The organism is Agrobacterium tumefaciens str. B6, assembly GCF_001541315.1.
Classification (GTDB): domain Bacteria; phylum Pseudomonadota; class Alphaproteobacteria; order Rhizobiales; family Rhizobiaceae; genus Agrobacterium; species Agrobacterium radiobacter.
Genome location: NZ_LMVK01000016.1, coordinates 12,071 through 36,401, shown reverse-complemented (window position 1 = coordinate 36,401; position 24,331 = coordinate 12,071). Strand labels below are relative to the sequence as shown.

Sequence of the window (24,331 nt, the reverse complement as noted above, 5' to 3'; positions counted from 1 at the left end):
ACGGCGAAAACCTGGGCATAAAGTCTAAATGCCCGAAAAAAGTGCGATTATTTTTATGAGGCTGTCATGCTCGCCGCACGATAGGCCTCAACCTGCCGCACCAGCCAGTCGCGAAACAGCACGACCGGAACGTGATTGGCACGCGAGAGCGGTGCTACCGCATAATAAGAGCTTGGACTTTTGGCCTGATGATCGAAGGCTTTTATCAGTTGCTTCGATTTCAGCTCGTTATCGATCAGGAAAAGCGGCATCAGCGCCACACCGAGGCCGGCTATACAGGCCTGCGCCACGCTGGAAAACTGCTCGAAGCGCATGCCTTGCGGCAAGGCAAGCGACAGGCCGAGGCTTTCGAACCAGTGGCCCCACGCTCCCGGCCGCGAGGCCATGTGCAGCAAAGGCAGGGCGGCGATGTCCTCTCCCTTTTCGACGGGATGAGCGCTGAGGAATTGCGGGCTGCACACCGGCGCAACCATTTCATGCATCAGAAAGGTGCTTTCCGCCCCCGGCCAGTCCGCCTGGCCGATATGGATCGCCATATCCAGCTGCTCGCGCTCGAAATCGAACTGGCCGATGCGGGTGGCGAAATTGATGGTAATTTCGGGGTGGTTTGCGACGAAATCCGGGATACGCGGCAGAAGCCAGCGGGTGCCGAAGGTGGGCAGCATGGCGAGGTTCAGCGTATTGCCATGCGTTTTGGTCATGATCTGCAGCGATGCAGACCGTATCTCGCCGAGGGCGGAGGCAATCGATTTTGCATAAGCGCGCCCCTCCGTCGTCAACGCCACGCCGCGCGCGCCGCGTTCGAACAGGCGCACGCCAAGCTGTTCTTCCAGTGACATAACCTGCCGGCTGATCGCCCCTTGCGTCAGCGCCAACTCCTCCGCGGCAGCGGAAAAACTGCCGAGCCTTGCAACGGAATCGAAGGCGGCGAGAGCGCTGGTGGAGGGCAGAAGTTTACGGCTGAGAGACGTCATGAGCCATTACTATATGTAATGCAAAAATGAGTAAACATGGCTTGTGCGTGCGCGTTCCAATACGAATAATCCGGCCAGCAAATCCGGAGGCATAAAGTGAGTGAACACGCAGCATTCAATTGGCAGGACCCTTTTCTGCTCGAAGACCAACTGACAGACGACGAGCGGATGATCCGCGACGCCGCCGCTGCCTTCGGCAAATCGGAACTTTTGCCGCGTGTCTCCGAGGCCTATCTTTCCGAGACCACCGAACCGGAACTGTTCCGCCTGATGGGCCGGCAAGGCCTGCTCGGCGTGACCCTGCCGGAAGAATATGGCGCGGCCAATGCGAGCTACGTTGCCTATGGCCTCGTCGCCCGCGAGGTGGAGCGCATCGACAGCGGTTACCGCTCGATGATGAGCGTGCAGTCCTCGCTCGTCATCCACCCGATCTTCGCTTATGGCTCGGACGAGCAGAAGAAGAAATACCTGCCCGGCCTCGTCTCGGGTGAGCTGATCGGCTGTTTCGGCCTGACCGAGCCGGATGCCGGTTCCGATCCCGGCGGCATGAAGACCCGTGCCGAAAAGATCGCCGGCGGCTATCGCCTGCGCGGTTCGAAGATGTGGATTTCCAACGCGCCGATCGCCGATGTCTTCGTCGTCTGGGCGAAATCGGAAGCCCATGACAACCAGATCCGGGGCTTCGTGCTGGAAAAGGGCATGAAGGGCCTCTCCGCGCCCAAGATCGGCGGCAAGCTGTCGCTGCGCGCCTCCATCACCGGCGAGATCGTCATGGATGGTGTGGAAGTGGGCGAAGACGCGCTGTTGCCCAATGTTTCTGGCCTGAAAGGCCCGTTCGGCTGCCTCAACCGCGCCCGTTACGGCATTTCCTGGGGTGTGATGGGTGCTGCCGAAGATTGCTGGTTCCGCGCCCTGCAATATGGTCTCGATCGCAAGCAGTTCGGCAAGCCGCTCGCCGGCATGCAGCTTTACCAGAAGAAGCTCGCCGACATGCAGACCGAGATCGCGCTTGGCCTCCAGGCATCGCTGCGTGTCGGCCGGCTGATGGACGAGCATAAAATGGCGCCGGAAATGATCTCCATCATCAAGCGCAACAATTGCGGCAAGGCGCTGGATATCGCCCGCCAGGCCCGCGACATGCATGGCGGTAACGGCATCCAGATCGAATACCATGTGATGCGCCACGCCCAGAACCTCGAAACGGTCAATACCTATGAGGGCACGCACGACGTCCACGCGCTTATCCTCGGCCGGGCGCAGACGGGCATTCAGGCGTTTTTCTGAGGCTTTCTCGGCGTCGAGGAGTTAGGTTTTACAGAGGCATGAAACCTCTCCTTCGTCATGCTCGGGCCTGTCCCGAGCATCTGCAACCGATTGATCTAACGCTACGTGGTTGGATCCTCGAGACAAGCCCGAGGATGACGGCGAGTGTGACGGATTCTGCATCAAAAAAGGCCTTCGAAGATCGCTTCGAGAGCCTTTTGCTTTTCAACTCGGGTGACGGCTCAGAACGTGCCGCGCACGCCGATGCCGAACATGCGCGGTTCGGTCATACTGGCCTCGATGCCGCCAATACCGCGGTTTTCCTTCATCAGCGTCGGGGCGCGCTCATCGAAGACGTTCTTGACGTAGGCGTAGAACTCAAGCTCGTCCTGGAACTTGTAGCTCGCCCGCACATCCGCGATCGTATAGGGATCGATCGCATAAACGGCCTTGTTATCCGTGTCGGAATAATAACCGTCGAGATGGCGCACCTGGCCTGAAACGGTGAACTTGTCCGTCACATCCCAGCTTGCGCCAATGGTGAAGCTATAACCCGGCGACTTGGCGAATTCCTTGCCGACATAGGCGGCGTTGCTGGAAATCTCGTCGATCTTCGTCTTCAGCAGACCGGCGCTCGCCTTCAGCGTCAGATTGTCGAGAACCCGGTAATCCGCACCGATTTCCAGACCGTAAGCATGAGCTTCTTCGGCATTGACGGTGTAGGATTCGCTGATACCCGTGGAGACGACGACCGGCACGTTAAACTGGGCGTTCTTCATGTCCATGTAGAACAGGTTGCCGTTCACCGTCAGCGTATCGTCCAGCAGGCTGGCGCGGGTGAAGAGCTCGTAGTTCCAGATTGTTTCCTTGTCGAAGCTCCGCCATTTGCTGGTGGTCAGGTCGAATGCGACGCCGCCGGGGTTATAACCACGGCTGACGAGGCCGCCGACCGTCCAGTCGTCATTGATGGCATAGGCCAGCGACGCCTTGGGCAGGATTTCCGAGAAGGTTTCGTCGTAATTGACCGAGCTTCTGCTGGTGGCGCTCAGCGTCCGGTAACCGGCGCGCTGGATCTGGTCCTGCTGATAGCGCAGGCCGCCCGTCAGGGTCCACTGGTCGGTCAGGCGATAGCTCAACTCGCTGAAGAGGCCGAGATTGTCCTTGGTGTCGTTGAAGCGCGAGGTTCCGCGCAGATAAAGCACCTCGTCGGCTTTCGTATGCGCGTAATAAATGCCCGCGACACCGCTCAGCACATCCTCTTGATCGCCAAAGGTGACGCGCGTTTCGTGCGAGGTGTTCTTGAGATCGACATCCGCATCGCCGTTATTTGCAATACCAACCCGGCGTTTGGCGGTGGAGGCGGAAAACTGCGTCTGGTTGAACAGTTTCACGCCGTTCTCGAAATCGTAATTGATATCGAGAATGCCGGTATTGGTGTACTGCCTGAAATTCGGCATGGTGGTGGTGATGTGGTTGAGATCCTCGAAGGGACGCGACGCCGCCTCCTGGCTCGGCCGGTTCGAAGCATTATAGGAATAGGTCAGCTTCGTCGAAAGGCCGGGGATTTCCGACGGCTCCCACAGCAGCTTGAAGCGGCCGTTGAATTCCTTGAAATCCTGATCGGTGCCGTCATGGGCAAATGCGGAATTGATATAATCGATGAAGGTATCGCGGCCGGAATAATCGATCGCCATGCGCGCCGCCAGCTCGTCCTCGATCAACGGTCCGGAAAAGGCAAATGACGCCCGCTTCTGGTGATAATTGCCGATTTCGGCCTGATAGGAAGCCTCAGGCGTAAAGGTCGGGTCCTTGGTGTTGACGAGGATCGCGCCGGCGATGGCGTTGGCGCCCTGCGAGGTGGTCTGCGGGCCGCGGAAGACCTCGATGCTGTCGACATCCCAGATGGAACTCGCGCCATAGATGAACTCGTTATAACCGAGATAATGGCCGTCGACATTGATCGTGGCGCGCGGCACCGTGCCGGTGAAGAAGGCGATGGAGCCGGTATTCGGTCCCTGTGTATCCTGTCCGCGGATGATGGGAGCGCTGACATTATCGGTATAAACGATGTTCGGGATATCCTTGATCGCTTCCGACACGGTCGGGTCGCCGGTCTTTTCCTTCCTGATTTCCTCGGCGGTTTTGACCGAAACGGACGAAGCCGTGTTCTTCATGTCGCGCGCCACTTTTTCACCGGTCACGACGATCGGTTTCAACACGGTCGTGCCCGCCGCCTCAGCCTGCTGATCCTGACCGAGAACCGGCGTCACAAACATCGTCGCCAGCGTCAGAGCGCTGACCCCGCTCATCAAACGACCGCTAGAGCTAAACCCCATCACACACCCCTAAAAAACATGAGTATTAAAGTCATATTCAAGTAACGGAAGCGTTATCCGTTTCGCAATAGAGAATGCGTTCTGTATTGCGGACAAAAAGGCTTCCGTAACGGGATGTGCCATATTTACAACAAAGTTTAATCAGCGCCTCGTCGGCAATCACGGCGTTGCGAATGAAAGCGGCTGAAAAGTCCGCAGAAATCGATTCCGATTTTCACCCGGATGCGTTAGGCATTTCTCGACACACGGGGGAACAAGCTTGAACGCCATGGATGACGAAGCGGACGAAGCGCCCGAAAACGAGGGCGAAAAGCGCTCGGCGCTCATTCAATCCGTATCGATCGCGGCGCGTTTTCTCAACCTTCTCGCCAGATCGGATACGGCGCTTGCGCTTGGCGAACTGGCCAAACGCGCCGGCACCGGCCGTTCCACCGCCCATCGTTATATGCAGAGCCTTGTGCGGGAGGGACTGGTGACGCAGGACCCCGCAAGCGGCAGTTACGATCTTGGACCGGCGGCGCTGGGGATCGGCATCAGTGCGCTCCGGCGAATCAATCCGGTCGAAACCGCCGGTCGCCAGATGAAAGCGCTCGCCGCCCAAATCGGCGCCAGTTGCGGCGTGGCGATCTGGACCGAACGCGGCCCGACCGTGGTGCGATGGGCAAGAAGCGCCAGTTTTTCCATCAGCACCGTGGCGCTCGGCGATGTTCTGCCGCTGGATAACAGCGCCTGCGGGCTGGTCTTCCAGTCTTACCTGCCGCCGGAGACGATAGCCGTGGTGCGCAAGCTGCAACCGGCCGCCTTTCGTGGCTCCCGCCCGGATGCCAGAGTTCTGGAAACCATTCGCGAGGTGGGTGGTGCGGAACTTAATGAACATCTGTTCTCCGCCCTGACGGGTAAGGCCGCGCCGGTCTTTGACGCCCAGGGCGAACTCTGTTGCGTCGTCACCACCGTATCCTTCGTGGCCAACGCCGAAGTCGAACAGCATTTTTCCCGACTGGTCGAGGCGGCCAGACAGGCGACGGCCGAATCCGGCGGCGCATAAGCCTATTCGGCCAGATGTTCCGCGAAGGTGCAGCCGGAATAGGCCGTGCGGAACAGCCCGGCATCGGCGAGTTCCGGCAGCAACCGCTCCAGCACCAGCCGCATGGATGCCACCGAACCGCCGGGCACCGCGACAAAACCGTCAATGGCGCCGGCCGCCGCCCATTCGCGGATGGTCTCTAAAGCATCGTCAACCGTGCCGATGATCTGCCAATGGCCGGAACCCATCACCTCTGGCCGTCGCAACAAATCGGCGACGCTCAGCGTCTCCCGTTCGATCAGCCGGCGCAGCAGATTTGCGTGGGTACGGCTTCTCGGTGTCTCCGGTGGCGGCAGGTCAGATGCACTCACAATCCGCTGCAATGGCCAATCCGAAAGATCGAGGCCGGTCATATCGCGAATGGAGGCAAAGGCGCGGCCGCGGTTGGCGCGGGCATGGGTTTCCGCAAAGAGCTCCAGCGCCTCCTTGCCGCTATCCGCCAGATAAAGGCTGAGGCCCGGCATCAGCTTCACACCGTCGGGGTTGCGGCCATGGCCCTCAGCACGCCGCCGCAAATCCGCCCGGAGCTCAATGGCAGCCTGCATATCCGGCGTTGAGGCAAAGACGGCGTCCGCCACCGACGAGGCGAAATCACGGCCTTCGGGCGAAGCGCCTGCCTGCACCAGCGGAATACGGCTGGCATGGGCCGGCAGGTTGAGCGGGCCTTTCACACTGAAATGCCTGCCCTCATGCGCGACCGGATGCACCAGCGAGGAATCGGCGAACCGCCCGCTTTCCCTGTCGAGTTTAAGAGCTTCGTTTGGAAAACTCGCCCAGAGCTGCTGTACGACCTGCGTGAACTCGGCGGCGCGCTCATAGCGCTCCTGCGGTGAAGGCATCTCTCTCAGGCCGAAATTTTCGTGCCCGTCCAGCGCCGTAACGATGTTCCACCCCGCCCTGCCGCTGCTCAGCCAGTTCAGCGACTGGATCTGGCGGGCGACCACATAGGGCGGCAGAAACGTGGTCGACACGGTGGATAACAGGCCGACATGGCTGGTTTCCCGGGCGATGGCGGCGAGAAGCATGGTCGGGTCCATGCTGGCAAATCCGCCGCCGGCTTCCAGCCCCTCGGTGCGCAGGAAAAGTGTATCCGGCCTGAACACGAAATCCACATGCGCGGCTTCCGCGCGCTGCGCCAGATCGACAAAATAATCGCTGGAAAACACCCCGTTTATGCCGCTGTCGGCACGCCGCCACGCCTCGCCGCTGAGCCAGGTTGGGGCCAGCGACATGCCGACATGAAGCTTGGTCGCGACTGACATGATGCACCTCGACTGAAATAACCGGTAAGAAATTCACGCCCTGAATCGGCAAATTTCGATTTGTGGAGAGTTTTACTATAGTTTAGTGTCGCTTCAAGACCACACCGTCACCCTTGCCGGAAAGAAACACGTTTTCTGCAAGTTAGGTGTTTAAATTCAAACAGTTATAATGGCCGTTCGGCGTCTCGACGCATGGTCGCATGAATAACAGGAGTTGTATCCGGTGCTTGACGCCACGGACCTTCACGCCAGTTATGGCCATGTTCCCGTCTTGAGAGGACTGTCCGCCCGCTTCCGAGCCGGCCGCGTTACCGCGCTGGTCGGCCCCAATGGCTGCGGCAAGTCGACGCTGCTGAAGACCATCATGGGTTTCCTGCCTTTGTCATCAGGCAGGATAAGCCTGGGCGAGCGTTTGATCGGCGAGATCGGACGCCGGGACCTCGCCCGCCGCATCGCCTATCTGCCGCAGGAATGCCATTGCCCTGACTATATGACGCTTGGCGAGCTGATCGAGCTTGCCGGTTACGCCCGTTACGGTCTTGCAGGCGGCCCGACCGAACGCGACCGGGCGCTTTTTGCCGAGGCGCTGAAGACCGTCGGGCTGGAAGACAAGGCGAAAGCACAGGTCAACACGCTGTCCGGCGGCCAGCGCCAGCGCGCCTTCATCGCCATGGTGCTGGCGCAGGACACGGACGTGATCCTGATGGATGAGCCGGTCAACCATCTAGACATGAAGTACCAATATGCCGTTCTCGGCCTCGTGCGCGAACTGACCGACAGGCACGGTAAGACCGTTATCGTCGTGTTGCACGATCTCAACCTCGCCGCCACTTTCGCCGATGATGTCATCATGCTGAAGGCCGGGCGGGTTCTGGCGTCCGGGCCGGTGACGAGTACGGTCACATCAGCCAATGTCGCCGAGGTCTTCGATCTCGAAGCCGATATCTTCTCCCGTCAGGGACGGCTCATCTGCGTGCCTCGGCTGGCGCGGCAGGAACAGGCCATTTCGGCATGACCTCGAAAATGACGCTGATTTTCGCCGCCGCGCTGTTACTGGCCGCCATCCTCATCTTCAATCTTGTGGTGATGGCTGCCGAGATGCCGCTTGCCGAAATCGCGGCGACGCTCTGGCGTGGCGAGGCCGACACCTATCAGCAGTCGGTGCTTCTCTATCAGCAAATCCCACGCTCGCTGATTGCCATCTATGTGGGCGCCACCACGGCCGTCAGCGGCTGCGTGCTGCAGGGGCTTGTCCGCAATCCCCTCGCCTCGCCCGCAACGCTGGGGCTGAATGCCGGGGCGACGCTTTTTGTGATCGCCGGCGCACTGGTGTTCGATTTCTCTCCCGAGGTGCAGGGGCTTGCGGCGCTTGCGGGCGCCGGTTTCGGCTTTGCCGCCTGCTTTTTTGTCGCGCGCCTCGCCGGACGATCAAACGATCCGCGCGGCCTGTCGCTCATTCTTGCCGGCGCGCTGGTTTCCATGCTGCTGATCGGCGTGACCAATGCCCTGCTTCTCTCCAACCCCACGCGCCGCGCCGAATTCCTGAGCTGGGTGGGCGGCAATATCAACCATGTCTATGCTGAGCGCCTGTTCGATTTCTGGTGGATCGGCGCGATTGCGCTGGTGATATTGTGGGCGGTCGCCCGGCCGCTGACGCTTGTTCTGCTGGGCGCGGAAAAGGCCGCTTCCGCCGGTGTGAATGTCACGCGTATTTCCCGGGTTACGCTTTTCGCCACCATGCTGGCCTCAGGCTCGGCGGCGGCGATCTGCGGCCCGATCGGGTTCGTCGGCCTCATCGTGCCGCCTATGATCCGGCCGCTGGTGGGTGGGAACTTCACGCTCGCCTTGCCGGCGTCCGCCCTTGTCGGGGCAGGCCTCTGCGTGCTGGCCGATCTTGGTGCGCAAAAACTGTTTGCGCCCTATGTGGTCAATACCGGGCTGTTCATGGACCTGCTTGGCGGCCTCGTTTTCATCGTCATCGTCAAACGCTTCTATCTTTCGCCCTCGGCAAGGGGGCTTTCATGAAACGGCATTTCGCCACCGACGGCAAAGCGGTGCTGCGGCTGCCGAGCGGCCTGCAGATCGGCATCGGCAATCTGAAAGCCGGCCTTGTCTTGATTGCGCTGGTGCTTGTGCTCGCCGCCCTGTCCGCCAGCCTCGGCAATACCGAAACCGGCCTCATCGATCTACTCCGCGGCCTTGCCGGCGGGCATCTCAGCGACGATCAGGCCTATGCGCTGTGGACGGTGCGGCTGCCGCGCATTCTGCTCGGTTTCATGGCCGGCTGGAGCGTGGCGCTGGCAGGCGCGATGCTGCAATCCGTCGCCCGCAATCCGCTGGCCGATCCCGGCCTCTTCGGTCTGAGCCAGGGGTCAATGACCACCATCATGCTGCTTCTGGTGCTGGTGCCGGCCGCCCCCAAGACCCTGGTGGCGCTTGCGGCTATTGGCGGCGGTCTTGCCGTGGCCTTTCTTCTCATCGCACTCGTCGGGCGCGAACGCTCGAGCGGTCTAGCCATATTGCTGATGGGGATTGCAATCGAATCAGCGCTTTCCTCCGTCTCATCGGTGCTTCTTCTCTATACGCCGGCCGAAACCTCGCTGGCCCTGGCGGACTGGATGGCGGGTTCGCTGTTTCAGGCAAGCTGGCCGACCATCCTCGTTTTCGCACCCCTCTTCGGTGCAAGTCTTTTGGGTATTTTTCTCATCGGCCGGGCGCTCGCCGTTTTCGACCTCGGCAATGAAATGGCCATGGCGCTGGGTGAAACGGTCAGGCATTCGCGCCCGCTCGTCATTGTTTTTGCAGTCATCCTCAGCGCCTCCTCCGTTACCGCCGTCGGCCCGCTGACCTTTCTCGGTGTCATCGCCCCGCATCTCGCCACCTTCGTTTCGCCGGCAGTCGGCCGCGCCAGGCTTTTCCTCTCGGGGCTTACCGGCGGCATATTGGTAGTAACCGCCGATACGCTGTCGCGAGGGCTGGTGGCCGATACGCCGATGCCGATCGGCCTTGCGCTGACGCTGATCGGCGTGCCGCTTTTCATCCTCACGCTGCGCCTGCAGGCGCTTCGCAGAAACAACAGCCACTGAAAAAATCAATAAAGGGAATGCCATGCGAATTGCCATCCTCATCGCCGCCCTTCTGGCCGCCGGAACCAGCCTCGCCGCTGAGCGAACCGTGACCGGTGCCGCCGGCCGCACCGTCTCCGTTCCGGAAAAGCCGCAGCGCATCGTCGTCATGCACGAGCCGCTCTTGGGAGTGCCGCTGATGGATCTCGACGCCAATGTGGTTGGCGCCTATGGCCGCAACAGCGACGGCAAATTCGCAACCGCCGTCGATTTCATCGATACGGTTCTCGGCGAGGGCCGCACGAAACCCAAGGGGTTTGGCGCTGTCGGCCAGATCGATCTCGAGAAGCTTCGGGCGCTGCAACCGGACCTGATCGTTGCCACCGAAATGGATAGCGGCAAGGCCGCGCAGCTTTCCACCGTCGCACCCGTCTATCTGCAAAAGGCAAGCGCCGGCAAAGCCTATGGCTTCAGCGTGGAGGAGGACCTTGCCGGTCTGGTCGGGCGAAGCGATGTGTTCGCGGAGCGCCGGAAGACCTATGACACGAAGCTTGCCACGGTCAAAAAGGCGCTGGGCGAAGAGGCGAAAGGCAAGACCTATCTGGCGATCCTGCTGACCGACCAGATCAACGCGGTGGGTGACATGTCCGGCGCGGTGCAGGCGCTGGAGGATCTGGGATATGCCCGCCTGAAGATCGACAATGCCGCCTCTTCGGGCGGAATGGGCTCGACCCTGGTGATACCGCTCAGCGCCGATGCCTTCGGCAAGCTCAATCCCGATCTGCTTGTCGTGATGAACAGCTATCCCAGCCCCGCCCGCGGCGAGGCGGGAACGCGCGCCGCACTTGAAAAGATCATTCCCGGCTGGGAACGCTTCGTGAAGCCGGCCCGCGAGGGCAGGATCGTTTTCCTCGATTCCACCAGGGTGACGACGCCTTCCATTCCGAGCGCACTGCACACATTGGATGAGGTGGAAAGCTGGGCCAACCGCCGCTGATCGACCAGCGGCAATTCAGCACAAACCGGCGGCGATATAAACTTGAGTTTTTGAAGAAAGTTATATTGCAGCAGCGAAAACTGCCTGTTATGGTTCGCGCATCTTGACGCAACAAGGCCGGATCGCTCGCCGGAAAATTCCGACGCGCGATCGTCCGGCCCGCCGATCCGGGACTGCGACACCGCCGACCCCATCGGCAATATCCCAGGAAAGACAACAGTATGAGCATGCCAGAAACGATAGGTTCCGCAGCACCGGACCGCACGCCCAAACGCCATCGCCACGCCGTCGCGCTACGCGCACTCAATGTCACGCGTGTCGAAAAGCTCAGCCGGTCCATGGTGCGCATCGTCCTGACGGGGCCGGAACTGGAGGGTTTTGTGAGCCTCGGTTTCGACGACCACGTCAAGATGTTCTTTGCCCAGCCCGGTGAAACCGAACCGAGCCTGCCGGTAATCGGCCCGAACGGCATTGAATTCCCGGAGGGCGCGCCGCGCCCGCGGGCGCGTGACTACACGCCGCGCAGCTTCGAAGCCGAAAAAGGCGACCTCGCCACCGATTCCGCCCCCCATCACGCCGGCCCCGCCAGCAACTGGGCGAAAGCCGCAAAGGTGGGTGACAAGGCGTGGATCGCCGGTCCGCGCGGCTCCTTCACCGTTCCCTTCACCTATGACTGGCATCTGCTGATTGCCGACGATACCGGCCTTCCCGCGCTGGCGCGGCGACTGGAGGAAATGCCCGAGGGCACCCGTATCGTGGCGCTGATCGAGGTCGAGACGGATGCGGATCGGCTGGAACTTACGACGAAGGCGGACGCCTCGATTGTCTGGGTAACGCAGAAGACAGAGAGCGGAACCGATCCCGACGCATTGGCTGGCGCGCTGCGCAAGCTGGAGCTGCCGAAGGGCGATTTCTCCAGCTGGGTCGCCTGCGAATCGAAGACCGCCAAGGAGGTTCGCGCCCTTCTGGTCGAGGAGCTCGGCGCCAATCCCAAATGGACCCGCGCTTCCGGCTACTGGCGTCGCGGCGCCAGCGGCGTTCACGATCATTTCGATGAATGAACCGGTAATCGCGGCGGGTGCCATGCTGGAAGCGAAAACGATGATGATGGAACTCAAGGCCCTTCTCGCCAGGGTTCTCGATGATGAGGGGCGCGATATCGAACCGGGGGACAACCTGTTCGGCCGCGGCCTTCATTCGCTTGCACTCATGCGCCTCATCCCGCCGCTTTCGCAGCTTGCAGGAGTGCGGCTGGAATACGACAATCTGGCCCGACAGCCCACGCTTGCCGCCTGGCAGGCGCTCATCGAACGGTCGCGCGCGGGGCATTGATCCCGCCAAACAGATCAGCCGCTTCCCCAGGGCGGCAGCCGAATATTTCCAAGGAGAGGACCATGGCAGCAGACAATATAGGTGTGCTCGCACGTCGCATCGAAGAAACCTTCGACAAGGCGGATGCAGCCCCGCCGAGCCAATACGAAGAAAGGGTCTGGTTCGAGCAGTTTCAGGATCCCGATCAGGTCTTCCGGCAGCTTCTGGCCTATCGCATCGGTGAAGAATGCGATCTGCTGCGCCTGACCTCGGCGCTGAAGACGGTTTGCGAGGGCTGGCCCGAGCTTCGTGCACGCTTCGCCTTCGGCGAGGACGGCACGCTTGCCAAGAGCATCGAAGCCCCGTCCGCATCCATCGTGCAATTGCTGCATGTTCCCTCTGCAGGCGAGGCCCTCACCTTGCTGCACGACCTTCAGGCAAGACCCTTCGATGCCGAAATCGACCCGCCGTTTCAGGCCGTCGTGCTTTTAAGCGAAGGAGAAATCCTGCTGGCGTTTCTGGTTCACGGCCTGCTCGGCGAAGTCCTCTCGCCACAAATCCTGCTGGAAGGCATCGCGGCGGCCTATGCCGGTGAGACGCCGAAACCGCTTTCGCCGCGTGCGATCGAAAGTGGCAGCATCGACCCGCTTCCGCTCGGCTGGCTGCAACGTCCGGCCTCCGGCTCGACCGTCGTGGCGTTGCAGCAAAACGGGATCGACAGGCCGGCAAGCCACAGCCACGGCGTCGATCTTCCCGCAATCCTGCTCGGCCTCAACGGTTCCACGGCGGCGAATGCGCTTCTGGCCCGCGCCGGATCGCGTTTTGCCCTTTTCCTCGCAAAAAACGGTGGTCGGGAGACAGTGACCCTGCGCCTGCAACCGAGCGTAGCCATGCCAATTTCAGCCGAGGCGGCAGCACAGGTGGCGATCTCCTGCGACCAATCGCCCGAACAGGCTGAAAATGCCGTGCTGACAGGGCTGGAACAGCGAAATGACAATGAAGGTGGAACCGCCGCCTTCACGCTGCACGCGCTTGCGACACCCGCTCAGGCCGTATCCGAGCATGGCCTCCAGTTTGAGCATCTGCCCCTGCCCTCCCTGCAGTCCGGTCTCGGCCTGACCCTTGCTGCCGGTCCGACCTCGACTGGCGATATCCGCCTCGAACTGACAGGCGGCAAGGAGACATCGCCGCACGCGACGGCCTTCCTCTTGGAGCGTTTCGTCAGCCATCTTGAAGGCGGCGCGGATTTTTCCGGCATCGTCCCTCAAAACGCCTCGCCAGCGTCGGAGCATGCAGCCCTTTCGCCTGCCGCGTCCGGTCAGAACGACGACACCGCCGCGACGATCCTTGCCGAATTCCGCGAAGCGCTTGCTTCGCCGGACATGGGACCGGATGATGATTTCTTCGATTTTGGCGGCCATTCGCTGATCGCCACCCGCATCATCGGGCGTCTTCTCGCCAATCACGGCATCGAGTTGCGCTTCAACGATCTCTTCAGCTACCCGACCGCCGCCTCGCTCGCAAAACAGGCGACCCGGCTTGAAACCGAGGCGCCCGCGCAGGCCGAGGCTACGGCGAACGGCTCGCTGACTGCGCCGCTTTCGCTGGCGCAGATGTCGCTCTGGAAGGCCTATGCCGCCTTCGGTTTCGGCGAAATCTTCAACATTCCCTTCGCGCTCGATTTCCTTAATCCCGTGGATGAGAATGCCTTCGAATGCGCCTTCCTCGATATCATCGAGCGCCATCCCGGCCTGCGGACCCATTTCTACGTCGAAAACGATACGGTTCTGCAAAAGATCGTGCCGATGCATGATCTGCCCGGTTACAAATGGTTCTGGACCAGTAAAGAAAGCCAAGGTGTTGATCGGAATGCGGAGGCCGGCTGGCGCTTCGATCTTGCGCGTGAACTGCCGATGCGGCTGCGCTTCCTTAAGGATGCACAGACCGGCCGCCAGGTGCTTTCCTTCCTCTTCCATCACATCGTGCTGGACGAATGGTCGGTGAACCTGATGATGGACGAGCTGACCGAGGCCTACCGGGCAAGGGCCGCGGGCAAGGCCCCGGTCTTTGCGACCAGACCGGCACCCTTCCATGAATTTGCAAGAAAACAGGTGGCGTCAGGTGTGAATGCCGGCCATCTTGCCTACTGGACGGACATGCTGCGGGATGCGCCGAAAGGCCTTACCCTCAACGGACAGGATGGAACGCCGCACGAGGCGTCGCAGGATGAAGCCCCGGCAGGCGGCTGGATCGAGTTCAAGCTGAAAAAACATGTCAGCGACGGGCTTTACGCCATTGCCAGGCAGAACAGCGCTTCGCTGTTCAACGTGGTCTATGCCGCAATTGCCGCATCGCTGCGCCATCTCGGCGGGTTGAGCGATCTTGTGGTCGGCACCTCGGCTTCGGGCCGCACGGACAGCGGTTATTTCGATACGATCGGTTATTTCACCACTGTCGTTGCCCATCGCGTGCGTTTCGGCGAGACCATGACCATCGGCGAACTGATTTCTTCGGTGAAGAACACCATCAACGGTTCGCTGGAACACAGCGAAATCCCGATCGATCTCGTCGAGGAAGCGCTGGGCATGACGCCGGGCCGTGATCATCTGTTCGAGGTCTTCATCCAGATCCACGCCAAGAACAAGCTGAACGGCACCCTCGCCGGGCCGGATGGCAAGCCGGTGGAGTTCCGCCAGATCGACCCTGACAAGCACGAATCCATGCTGGGACTGCAATTCGAGGTGATGGAAGAGACGATAGGCGGCGAGCGCTCCATTCGCGTGCTGATGAGCTACCGTTCGGACCGTTACGGCCCTGACGATGTCGAGCGGCTGCGCAACACCACCAGCGGCGTCTTCAGCCGTTTTGCCGAAGCAGGCGCTTCGAGCCGCGTGCTGACGACACTCGCCTGAACCGGACTTGGGCAAGGAAAATCCGGTTTCGCCTGGTGGAGCCGGGTTATTTTTACCTATGAGTGCTGCTGAGAATGTATTGGCGCGCGCCCTGCATTCGCACGCCGTTACCCCGGGCGTGGTCCGGGGTCCAGTGCGATCAAGTCCTTGATCGCGAAAGAGTCCTTTCACGGCGCAGACGCGCCGTGGCCGGATGCCGGATCTAGTCCGGCATGACGGAACACGGATTTTTCGTCATTATCGATAACGCATGTCCAGCCTCACGCCCCGAAGCCGGCCTGGAATCCGCCCACAGTCCCCCCTCAGACCGCCAGACGGAATGCCGTGGACGCCTCCGCCGCCGCAAGCGTCAGCGCCTCCTCGCGCAGCATGGCATCGAGGAACAATGGCAGTTCCTCACGGTAGCGGGCGAAATCCTCCTCTTGCGTCAGCGCCGAATCCGCATCGATATGCAGGTTCAGTTCGCTGCCGTCATCTTCGCCGCGGAAGGTAAGATTGAACCCGTCGCCGGGACCATTGGCAAGAATGTGCCTGATAACGGCGAGCCCGGCAAAGACCGGTGCGCTGAAGGGAAGGACATTGATGAGCGGCGAGAAGAAGAAGCGCCGGCCCTTCGGGATTTCCCGATCGGCGGCGATCTGCTCGATGCGGTAGCGGCCATGCAGACGCTGCTTGCGCAGATTGGTGGCGTTGCGCCTCAGAAATGGACCGAGGCTCTCGCCCGGCTCGATGGTGAGATGGAAGGGGAGGATATTGACAAGCATCGCCGGCATATGCGCGCCGACGCTGCCCCAGCGGCTCATGAAAGGCAGCCACAAGGTCAGCACATTGCGATCCGGACGCGGCAGGACACGGTGGAGATAAAGGCCTGAGAGCAGCACCAGAAGATCCGGCCAGCCGATCTCAATTGCACCCGCCACCTGCTGCAACCGCGTGCTGAACCCCTGCGGCAAGGCCGCATCGGCATGCAGACCGCCGCCGCCATAGTCCTCGCAATCCTTGTCCAGCACCGGCAGATCGGCGGGTGCGGCGAGATAGGCCGCCCAGAAATCACGGTCCTTCTCGAAACGCCGGCTTTGCTTATAGGCATCCTCTTCGGCAAGGAAATCACCGAAGGGGTGGAAATCCGGACCCGCTTCGCCCTTGCCGCAATAGTGCCCGTAAAGCTGTCCGCAGCGCTGCTCGACCAGCGTCAGGCCATAACCATCCACGACGATATGATGGGCGCGGATGTACCAGAGATAGCGGTCATCGGCGATGCGATAGAGCAGCTGCGCAGAGAGCCTGTCGGTTCTGAGATCGAGCCTTGCTTCCACATCCGCGTTCATGCGCCGCAGCGCCTCTTCCAGGGGAGCGGGACTGGTGCGCAGATCGACCATTTCCACCACCGGGGCATGGCTTGGATCGAAGCATTGCTGCGGCGTCTCGCCATCCTCCCCAATGCGAAAACGGATCGACAGGACTTCGGACTCGCGCACGGTGCGTGTAATTGCCTGAAGGAGCGCGCTTTCGTTCACCGCGCCGGAAAGATCGATGTAGTGGGCGACGGTGGAAACCGGCTCGTCGGGATGGAAGGAAAACTCCTCCCAGAAATCGAGTTGCGGCTGCGTCAGTGGAAGCCAGTCGCCGGCAGGATCGATATGCGCCATCTGTTTTTCCTTGAACAATTCCTGTTATCGGGCGCGAAATCCCGCCCGAAATGATTTGGGTTCACGCCGCCCGGGCGGCCAAAAGCGAGGTCACCTGTCTGGCGCTGCGGCACCGCAGAAGCTGCTGCGGCGTCAGTTCCACGCCGAAGGCAGTGCGGATTTCAGCCGAAACGATCTTCAGATGCGAAGGCAAAAGACCGAGCGCCAGCAGGTCGCTGTTCGCATCCACATTCGCCGGTTTTTTACCCAGCACGCCGAGATAGATATCCAGCACCCGGCGGTCGCCCTGATCGGCGGCGGGAGCCACAGGGGCGGAGATTCTTGCCGGTTCCGCAGAACTGGTCAGCAATTCACGGGCGCGACGGCGATCCGGCTTGCCATTGGCCGAAAGCGGCAGATCGTCGACCTTGAGAAACCGGCCGGGCACATGCGATTCCGGCAGATGGCCACGGGCAAAATTGCGCAGATCGACGGTGGAGAGTTCGAGGCCGGGCGCAACGACGTAGAGCACACCGATGGCGGCCTCGCCCTTTTGCTCGATACCGTAATCCACCACCAGAACGCGCTGGATGGAAGGATGGCGGATAAGCTCGTTTTCCACATCCGGCAGCGAAACGCGCACGCCGCGCACCTTGACGTAACCATTGACGCGGCTCGCAAACATGATCTTGCCATCCGGCCGGTAGCGGCCACGGTCTCCGGTGCGGAAGGCGCGCACGGGCTTTCCCTCGGGATCGGCAACCGTCACGAAATCCGTCTGGGTAATCGCGCCATCTTCGAGATAGCCGATCGCCACATTCACGCCGGCCGTGTGGATGCGGCCAACGACGCCAGCCGGGCAATGGTCGCCTCGATCGTTAAGGACGAAATATCGATTGGCGGGCAGCGGGTGGCCATAGGGCACGGCTGCGACATCTTCCGCAACGATCTCGTGCCAGATGCTCCAGATCGTCGTTTCCGTCGGCCCGCCGAGCGATATCAGCCGCAGATCGGCCTTCAGCCCGCGAAGCTCTTCGATAATCACGGGCTTGATGTAATCGCCGCCCTGCGCCACGAGCCGGAGCGAAGAGAGCTGGTTACCACGGCGGCAGGAGAGAAGCATTTCGAGGATGGCCGGCACCGAGCACCAGAGCGTGACGCCATGTTCGGCCACCAGCTCGTTCCAGCGCACCGCGTCCTTTTCCTCGCCCGGTTCCGGCAGCACCAGCGTCGCCCCTGCGACAAGCGCGCCGAAGACATCGAAGACGGACATATCGTGATGCAGCGGCGTGACTGACATGAACACGTCACTGCCTGTCACCGCCCATTCCGCAAGCGTGCTGCCGATGACATTGGCGGTGGCGCGGTTGGAAAGCACGACGCATTTCGGCTTGCCTGTCGTACCCGACGTATAGAGATAATAGGCAGGCTCCTCGTTTAGGGAAAGCGCTGCCATCTCCGCTACGGTAACGGGCGCACCAGCCGGCGCGGGCGCGGACAGAAGCGCCGCCGGATCGACAGCCTCAAAACCCTGCGGGACGCTGCGGGCGACGATGACGGCCGGGCGGCAATTGGTCAGCAGGTAGTGCAGGCGATCTTCCGGCGAGCCGGCATCGACCGGCACCCAGACCGCTCCCATAAATGCTGCGGCGAGCGTGATGGCCGTATGTTCCGGGCTGCGCGGCAGGCAAACAGCCACGACATCGCCCCGGCCGATGCTGCGCGCCTTAAGGCCCGCCATCGCCCCGGCCACCATCTCTCCCAGCTCCCCATAGCCGATGCGCCGCTTGCCGCTGACGAGCGCCGTGCGTGACGGGTCACCCTCGAAAAGATGGCCGGCGATCCGCTCCAGAAATGGCGGGCAGACGAAGCTGCGCTCGTCACCATTCAGCCTGTAATGGGACAGGTCGACAATATCGCGTCTATTGAAGGAGAAAGCGCCGCTATCCGCGATCCCGGCAATCGCACGCTCGATGGCTGCGAGAATATCCGCCACCATCGCCGCATCGATCGCCTGCTCCGCATAGTCTATATCGAGGACAAGATCGCCCTGCGGATTCTGCGAAAAGCGGAAATCCAACGCCACCTGCGGCGTCTGCGTAAGCCCGCCGGTCCATCGCATCTCCGATTCGGGTGAGAGCGTCGGCCAGGTCAGACCGTTGGTAATCACGACGGGCAAGGCGAGCCCGCCCGGATTGGCATTGAGAAGCACGCGATTGAGATCGATGCCCGAAAAAGCCAGATGGTTCAGGCCATCAAGCACATCCGTCTGGAGGCCTGCCGCCCGCTCCGCAAAGCTGCCTTTGGCCGCATCCCATTGGACGGCGATGAAGCTCGAGCGGTTGGCGAAGGCCCCTTCCACCTGCGGCGCAACAGGAATGCCGACGACAAGAGCGCCTTCATTGAGCCAGAGTGAGAGCACATCGAGGATCACTGCCGTCAGCGCCGAGTTCTTGAACAGCCGCTCTTTTGCACCGATCCGCGAAAAGGCGGTAAAGCGCTGCTTTTCGACGAGCAGGCTCTGGCGGCCGTAACGCGACGTGGCAATGGTTTCGAGCGGCGCTTTCCAGGGTAGTTGCGAGGGCACCTCGGCATCTTTCAGCTTGTCCGCCCAATAGGCAGCGTCCAAGGCGCGGGCCGCCGAGATATCCTCCTTCGGCGTTCCGGTCACAGCGGCGGTTTGCGGCGGCAGGAGGCCGGCGAAGAGTTCCGCCGCAAGGCTGGCAATGGCCCGCCCATCAAGGATAAGCGCATCGAAACGCAGGAAAACGACAACTTTATGCCCCGCCGGCCCGGTATCCGGCATATGGAAGATCGTGACTTGCCATGGCGAGGCTGTGAGATCGAAATGTGCATGGGAAAAATCCCGTCGCGCCGCCGCGATCCTTGCCTCGGCTTCCGGAACAGACAGGGCCGAAAGATCGACACTATCGAGATTGATCTTCGGCTCGTCGGAGACCATCTGCGCCAGACGCCGCTCATCGATGCGGGTACGCAGGCTTTCATGTCTCCCGACCATTGCGGCAAGGCGCGACTGCAACAGCTCCAGGTCGATATTGCCGCGATATTCGCGGAACTCCTGCATCGCCACGCCGCTGAGCGGCAGATGGGTGCCGCGCCCGAGCAGATAGGCCTGTTGCAGCGGTGAGAGTGGACGTTCCATGGGTTTTCCTTTTGCCTCGGCTGCCGCTTCCGGCTGCCGTGCGACCAATCGCTTCACGCTTGCAGAAGTAAGATCGGGGTTTTCCGCGAGCCGGCGGAGAAGAGCGACGTAGGTCTCGAACAAAGCGCGCAGCCAGTTTTCCGGCAGCGCATCAAGCCGAACATCCCAGTTGATCAGCAGGCCGCCATCCACAGCCGCCACCTGCGCATCCAGCGCGACGCCCGGCCCCTGCGAGACGGTGTGGACCATCGGGCCGAACAACCGCCCGACGCGTTCCGAAAACAGCTCTCCGCCCGGAAGATCGACCCCGGCGGTAAAGACTACCGGCGAGGTCTGCCAAGCACCGCGCTGGCGGGAAAGATCGCGCATGACGCTGACGCCCGGATAGGACTGGTGCGCGAGAAGGCCGTTCATTTCATCGAACAGCCGGCCGAGCAGCGCCTCGACGCTTTCTTCAGGCCTGATTTCCACGCCGAGCACGAGCACGTTGGAAAATTCGCCGACGATCTCATCGACCCCTTCCACCAACGGCGCGCGCCAGAAACCCGGCACGGAAAGCCGGAATTTCTCCGCCCCCGCCGCCTGCGACAGAGCCACCGCGAAAACGCCGAGCAGAAGCGTCGACGGCGTCACGGAGCAGCGCTGCGCCATCCGCTCCAGACTGCCGCGCTCAGCCGCTGAAAGCAGCGTGGCGAGCCGGTCCGTGCGAACGGCGCGCGAGGGGTCATCGGGCAGAAACGGCAGCGGCGGAGCGTCCGGAACATCGGCAAGCCGTTGCCGCCACCATAAACGGTCCCTTTCGCGCCGGCCCCTCAAGTCAGGATCGGACGCAAGACGCTCCGCCCAGTCGAAAAACGACGGGGGCACTGATTCGAACGTCGGGGTTTCGTCTACGCCTGCCGCCGTCTCGTAGAAGCGGGCAAGGTCTTCCATCACGATCCGCACGCTGGCCGGATCGACGGCCAGCATATCGGTGTCCACATGCAGACGGCAACGCCCTTCCGGCAACAGGCTGAGCGAAAGCGCCGCCGGTGCGGCAACACGAAGATCGGCCCGGCGATGGCTCCACTCCTCGCGTTTCGTCTCAAGACGGCGAGCAAGCGCCTCCGAATCAAGCGCGGTCATATCTTCCACATCGAGGCGGAGCCGCCGACCGACGGGATCGACAGACTGACACCCTTCGGCGTCGATCCGGAGGCTCAGCATCGGGTGACGCCGGCAGAGCCTTTCAACGGCAACGGCCAGTTTTTCCGCATCCACGGCTTGGCCGTCGAATTCGAGGTAGAGATGTGGCGTAACTTTCCCGAGTATTCCATCCGCCTCACGGCCGACCCAATAGGCCACCTGCATCGGGGTTAAATTTAGCATGTGAGTTTGAACCGGTTGACAAAACATGATTAACATACTCAAGTATAAGCCATCGTCAACCACTCGCACAGGAGGCATCCCATGAAAACGGGAGCACTCAGGACGAATGACGTCGAATCCGACGAAATTACTGAATTTAATAGAGAATTTCTGTTTACTTCCGGCAGCGGGCAATTGCGCGCCAAGGGCATTCGCGAAAGGATCGCGATTCCCGCCCGGGGCGGCGAAGACATATCGAGCCCGCTGCAGCAGGCACTTGCCGGCGCCTTCGAGCGTGCGCAGCGGGAGGGACAGGAGAACCCCATCGCCATCGGCGCTATCCCCTTCGATGTCAGCGAACCTTCATGCCTGTATATTCCATACAACCATGAATGGAATTCAAGGGATGCCGCGCCGATCGTCGCCGATTCGGCCATGCCCGCACTTGTCGGCCAGAACAGCCTGCCGGACGAGAGCGGTTTCAAGCACGCCGTCGAACATGCCATCGTCAATTTCCGCCATTCCGAAGTCCGCAAGGCGGTGCTTTCCGTCATGCGTGAACTGACTTTCGCCTCCGAGGTCAATGTCGAAAGATTGCTGGCGAGCCTCGCCAAGCAGAACCGCGAAGGTTACCAGTTCCGCATTCCGCTTCCCGACGGCGGCGACCTGATCGGCGTCAGCCCGGAACTCCTGATCCGCAAGCAGGGCGGGAAAATCATCACGAACCCGCTGGCGGGATCGGCAAAACGCATGGTCGATCCGGCAGCGGACAAGGCCAATGCGGATCGGCTCTCGGCTTCCGAAAAGGACCATTACGAGCACAGCCTGGTGATCGAGGATATCCGCTCGCTGCTTTCGCCGGTCTGCGCCGAACTCGATGTTCCCGACAAACCCTCCCTCATCAACACCGCCGCACTCTGGCATCTTTCAACGCGTATCGAAGGCCGCCTTGCCGATCCCGAGACCAATGCGCTGCAGCTTGCTTGCCTGCTGCACCCCACACCGGCCGTCTGCGGCTTCCCCACCGAGCGCGCCCATCGCCTCATCCGCTTTGTCGAGCCTTTCGAGCGCGGCCTCTTCACCGGCATGGTCGGCTGGACGGATTCTGAAGGCAATGGCGAATGGGTTGTGACCATCCGTTGCGGCACCGTGCAGCGCGAAACCGTGCGGCTCTTCGCCGGCGCCGGCATCGTGGAGGCCTCGGAGCCCGAATCCGAGTGGGCCGAGGTGCAGACCAAACTCAAGACCATGCTGAACGCCTGCGGTCTTTCTGCCTAATTTTCCCAGGAACGAATCATGACAATCGAATTTGAACGCTGGCCCGACGATCTCGTTCGCCGATACCGCGAACGCGGTTACTGGATCGACCGGCCGCTGAGCGGCATCCTTACTGAGCAGGTGGAGCGTCGGCCGGACGCGACGGCGCTGGTCTGCGGCGACCGCCGCTTCAGCTATGCCGATCTCGACCGGCAATCCTCCAATCTTGCCGGCCATCTCTCCGCCGCGGGCATTGGCAAGGGTGACACCGCGCTGGTGCAATTGCCTAACATCGCCGAGTTTTATCTCGTCTTTTTCGCGCTGATGAAAATCGGCGCCGCCCCCGTCAACGCACTTTTCAGCCATCGCCGGCTGGAAATGACCTCCTATGCGGAGCAGATTGCACCGAAGCTGGTAATTGCCTCCCGCAGCCACGAGCTTTTCGCCGATGACGCATTTGTGGACGCAGTGAAGACGGCCTCCCCCAAGCTCGCCGTGACCCTGCTGCTTGGCGAAGCGGATCCGCAGCGCAGCCTTGAGCGGATGCTTGCCAATCCCGCCGAAAACCCACCCGCCTACGCCCCTTCGGCGTCAGACGAGGTGGCGTTGTTCCAGCTTTCCGGCGGCAGCACCGGAACCCCGAAACTGATCCCCCGGACACACAACGACTATGATTACAGCGCCCGGGCCAGCGCGGAGATTTGCGAACTCTCGCCTGAGACCCGTTTCCTTTGCGCCATTCCGGTGGCGCATAATTACCCGATGAGCTCGCCCGGCGCGCTCGGCGTTTTCCACGCCGGCGGCACCGTGGTCATGGCCGCCAATCCGGAGCCGCTTGCCTGCTTCAATCTCATCGAAAAACACGAGATCGACATGGTGCCGCTGGTGCCGCCGGCCGTGGCGCTGTGGCTGCAGGCTGCACCCGCCCATCGTGAACGGCTGAAATCGCTCAAGCTCCTGCAGGTCGGCGGCGCAAGCTTTGCCGAAGCCCTGGCCCGCCAGGTGCCAGAAGTGCTGGGCTGCGACCTGCAGCAGGTATTCGGCATGGCGGAAGGGCTGGTGAACTACACCCGCGCCGGTGATCCCGACCATATCGTTTTCACCACGCAAGGGAGGCCGATCAGCCCGGATGACGAGATCCACATCGTCGACGAGGACGGCAACGATGTGCCCGAGGGCGAAGCCGGCATGCTGGCGACCCGTGGCCCCTATACGTTCCGGGGCTATTACCGCGCGCCCGAACATAGCGCCCGGGTCTTCGACAGGGATGGGTTCTATTATTCCGGCGATGTCGTGCAGCGCACGCCCGAAGGTTATCTCCGTGTCGTTGGCCGGGTGAAGGACCAGATCAATCGCGGTGGCGAAAAGGTCGCTTCGGAGGAGGTCGAAAACCTCATTCTGCGACATCCAGACGTCACCCATGCAGCACTCGTGGCGATGCAGGACGAACTGCTCGGCGAAAAGAGCTGCGTCTTCGTCGTTTCCCGCAATCCCGCGCTCAAGGCGCCGGCCATCCGCCAGCATCTCGCCGGTCTTGGCGTCGCGGATTACAAGTTGCCGGATCGCGTCCGTTTCATCGAGGCCATGCCGCTCACCGCCGTTGGCAAGATCGACAAGAAACGTCTGCGCGACCTGCTTGTGACACCCGTCGCCATCAGCGCCTGACACGCAGCACAAAACAAAGGGGACGCTCAAAAAAAAGCGCCCCGAAACCAGAGATTAAGCGCCCCCT

Annotated in this window: 16 protein-coding genes; 11 read left to right on the top strand and 5 right to left on the bottom strand. The window is 61.5% G+C overall.

The window, feature by feature from the left end:
• Positions 1-53 precede the first annotated feature (53 nt).
• Entirely contained in the window at positions 54-974 is a 921-nt protein-coding gene (locus tag ASB65_RS14690; protein WP_060724414.1) for a LysR family transcriptional regulator, read from the bottom strand.
• Positions 975-1,070: 96 nt separating this feature from the next.
• Here ASB65_RS14690 and ASB65_RS14685 point away from each other — a divergent pair, with 96 nt between their 5' ends.
• Positions 1,071-2,258 carry an acyl-CoA dehydrogenase gene (locus tag ASB65_RS14685; RefSeq protein WP_020010356.1) on the top strand — a complete coding sequence of 396 codons (1,188 nt, stop codon included), beginning with the start codon at positions 1,071-1,073 and terminating at the stop codon, positions 2,256-2,258.
• Between the two features lie 221 nt (positions 2,259-2,479).
• On the opposite strand, the gene ASB65_RS14680 is transcribed toward ASB65_RS14685, so the two are convergent.
• On the bottom strand, positions 2,480-4,546 hold the full coding sequence (locus tag ASB65_RS14680; RefSeq protein ID WP_077998773.1) for a TonB-dependent receptor: 2,067 nt from the start codon (positions 4,544-4,546) through the stop codon (positions 2,480-2,482).
• Between the two features lie 295 nt (positions 4,547-4,841).
• Between ASB65_RS14680 and ASB65_RS14675 the strand changes: the two genes are divergently transcribed.
• Positions 4,842-5,618 carry an IclR family transcriptional regulator gene (locus ASB65_RS14675; RefSeq protein ID WP_060724413.1) on the top strand — a complete coding sequence of 259 codons (777 nt, stop codon included), beginning with the start codon at positions 4,842-4,844 and terminating at the stop codon, positions 5,616-5,618.
• Between the two features lie 2 nt (positions 5,619-5,620).
• On the opposite strand, the gene ASB65_RS14670 is transcribed toward ASB65_RS14675, so the two are convergent.
• On the bottom strand, positions 5,621-6,919 hold the full coding sequence (locus tag ASB65_RS14670) for an NtaA/DmoA family FMN-dependent monooxygenase (protein ID WP_060724412.1): 1,299 nt from the start codon (positions 6,917-6,919) through the stop codon (positions 5,621-5,623).
• Between the two features lie 214 nt (positions 6,920-7,133).
• On the opposite strand from ASB65_RS14670, the gene ASB65_RS14665 reads away from it, so the two are divergent.
• The 7 genes from ASB65_RS14665 to ASB65_RS14635 all read left to right on the top strand — a co-directional run bounded on the left by ASB65_RS14665 (position 7,134) and on the right by ASB65_RS14635 (position 15,204).
• Complete coding sequence (locus tag ASB65_RS14665; protein WP_060724411.1) at positions 7,134-7,934, top strand: ABC transporter ATP-binding protein; 801 nt, start codon at positions 7,134-7,136, stop codon at positions 7,932-7,934.
• A complete protein-coding gene (locus ASB65_RS14660; protein WP_060724410.1) occupies positions 7,931-8,944 on the top strand; it encodes a FecCD family ABC transporter permease in 1,014 nt (337 codons plus the stop codon). Before ASB65_RS14665 ends, ASB65_RS14660 begins: the two co-directional genes overlap by 4 nt.
• Entirely contained in the window at positions 8,941-10,005 is a 1,065-nt protein-coding gene (locus tag ASB65_RS14655; protein ID WP_060724409.1) for a FecCD family ABC transporter permease, read from the top strand. Before ASB65_RS14660 ends, ASB65_RS14655 begins: the two co-directional genes overlap by 4 nt.
• A gap of 22 nt (positions 10,006-10,027) precedes the next feature.
• On the top strand, positions 10,028-10,981 hold the full coding sequence (locus ASB65_RS14650) for an ABC transporter substrate-binding protein (RefSeq protein WP_060724408.1): 954 nt from the start codon (positions 10,028-10,030) through the stop codon (positions 10,979-10,981).
• Positions 10,982-11,202: 221 nt separating this feature from the next.
• The gene (locus ASB65_RS14645; RefSeq protein ID WP_060724407.1) at positions 11,203-12,042 is read left to right on the top strand and encodes a siderophore-interacting protein; all 840 of its coding nucleotides are present in this window, start codon (positions 11,203-11,205) and stop codon (positions 12,040-12,042) included.
• Positions 12,035-12,313 carry a phosphopantetheine-binding protein gene (locus ASB65_RS14640; RefSeq protein ID WP_060724406.1) on the top strand — a complete coding sequence of 93 codons (279 nt, stop codon included), beginning with the start codon at positions 12,035-12,037 and terminating at the stop codon, positions 12,311-12,313. The genes ASB65_RS14645 and ASB65_RS14640 overlap by 8 nt, the downstream gene beginning before the upstream one ends.
• A gap of 62 nt (positions 12,314-12,375) precedes the next feature.
• Positions 12,376-15,204, top strand: a complete 2,829-nt coding sequence (locus tag ASB65_RS14635) for a condensation domain-containing protein (protein WP_060724405.1) — start codon at positions 12,376-12,378, stop codon at positions 15,202-15,204.
• Between the two features lie 302 nt (positions 15,205-15,506).
• On the opposite strand, the gene ASB65_RS14630 is transcribed toward ASB65_RS14635, so the two are convergent.
• Complete coding sequence (locus tag ASB65_RS14630; protein ID WP_060724404.1) at positions 15,507-16,853, bottom strand: condensation domain-containing protein; 1,347 nt, start codon at positions 16,851-16,853, stop codon at positions 15,507-15,509.
• A 61-nt stretch (positions 16,854-16,914) separates the two neighbouring features.
• A complete protein-coding gene (locus tag ASB65_RS14625; RefSeq protein WP_081088436.1) occupies positions 16,915-21,363 on the bottom strand; it encodes an amino acid adenylation domain-containing protein in 4,449 nt (1,482 codons plus the stop codon).
• Between the two features lie 81 nt (positions 21,364-21,444).
• Between ASB65_RS14625 and ASB65_RS28210 the strand changes: the two genes are divergently transcribed.
• A complete protein-coding gene (locus ASB65_RS28210) occupies positions 21,445-22,620 on the top strand; it encodes an isochorismate synthase (RefSeq protein ID WP_060724402.1) in 1,176 nt (391 codons plus the stop codon).
• Between the two features lie 18 nt (positions 22,621-22,638).
• Complete coding sequence (locus tag ASB65_RS14615; protein ID WP_060724401.1) at positions 22,639-24,264, top strand: (2,3-dihydroxybenzoyl)adenylate synthase; 1,626 nt, start codon at positions 22,639-22,641, stop codon at positions 24,262-24,264.
• Positions 24,265-24,331 lie beyond the last annotated feature (67 nt).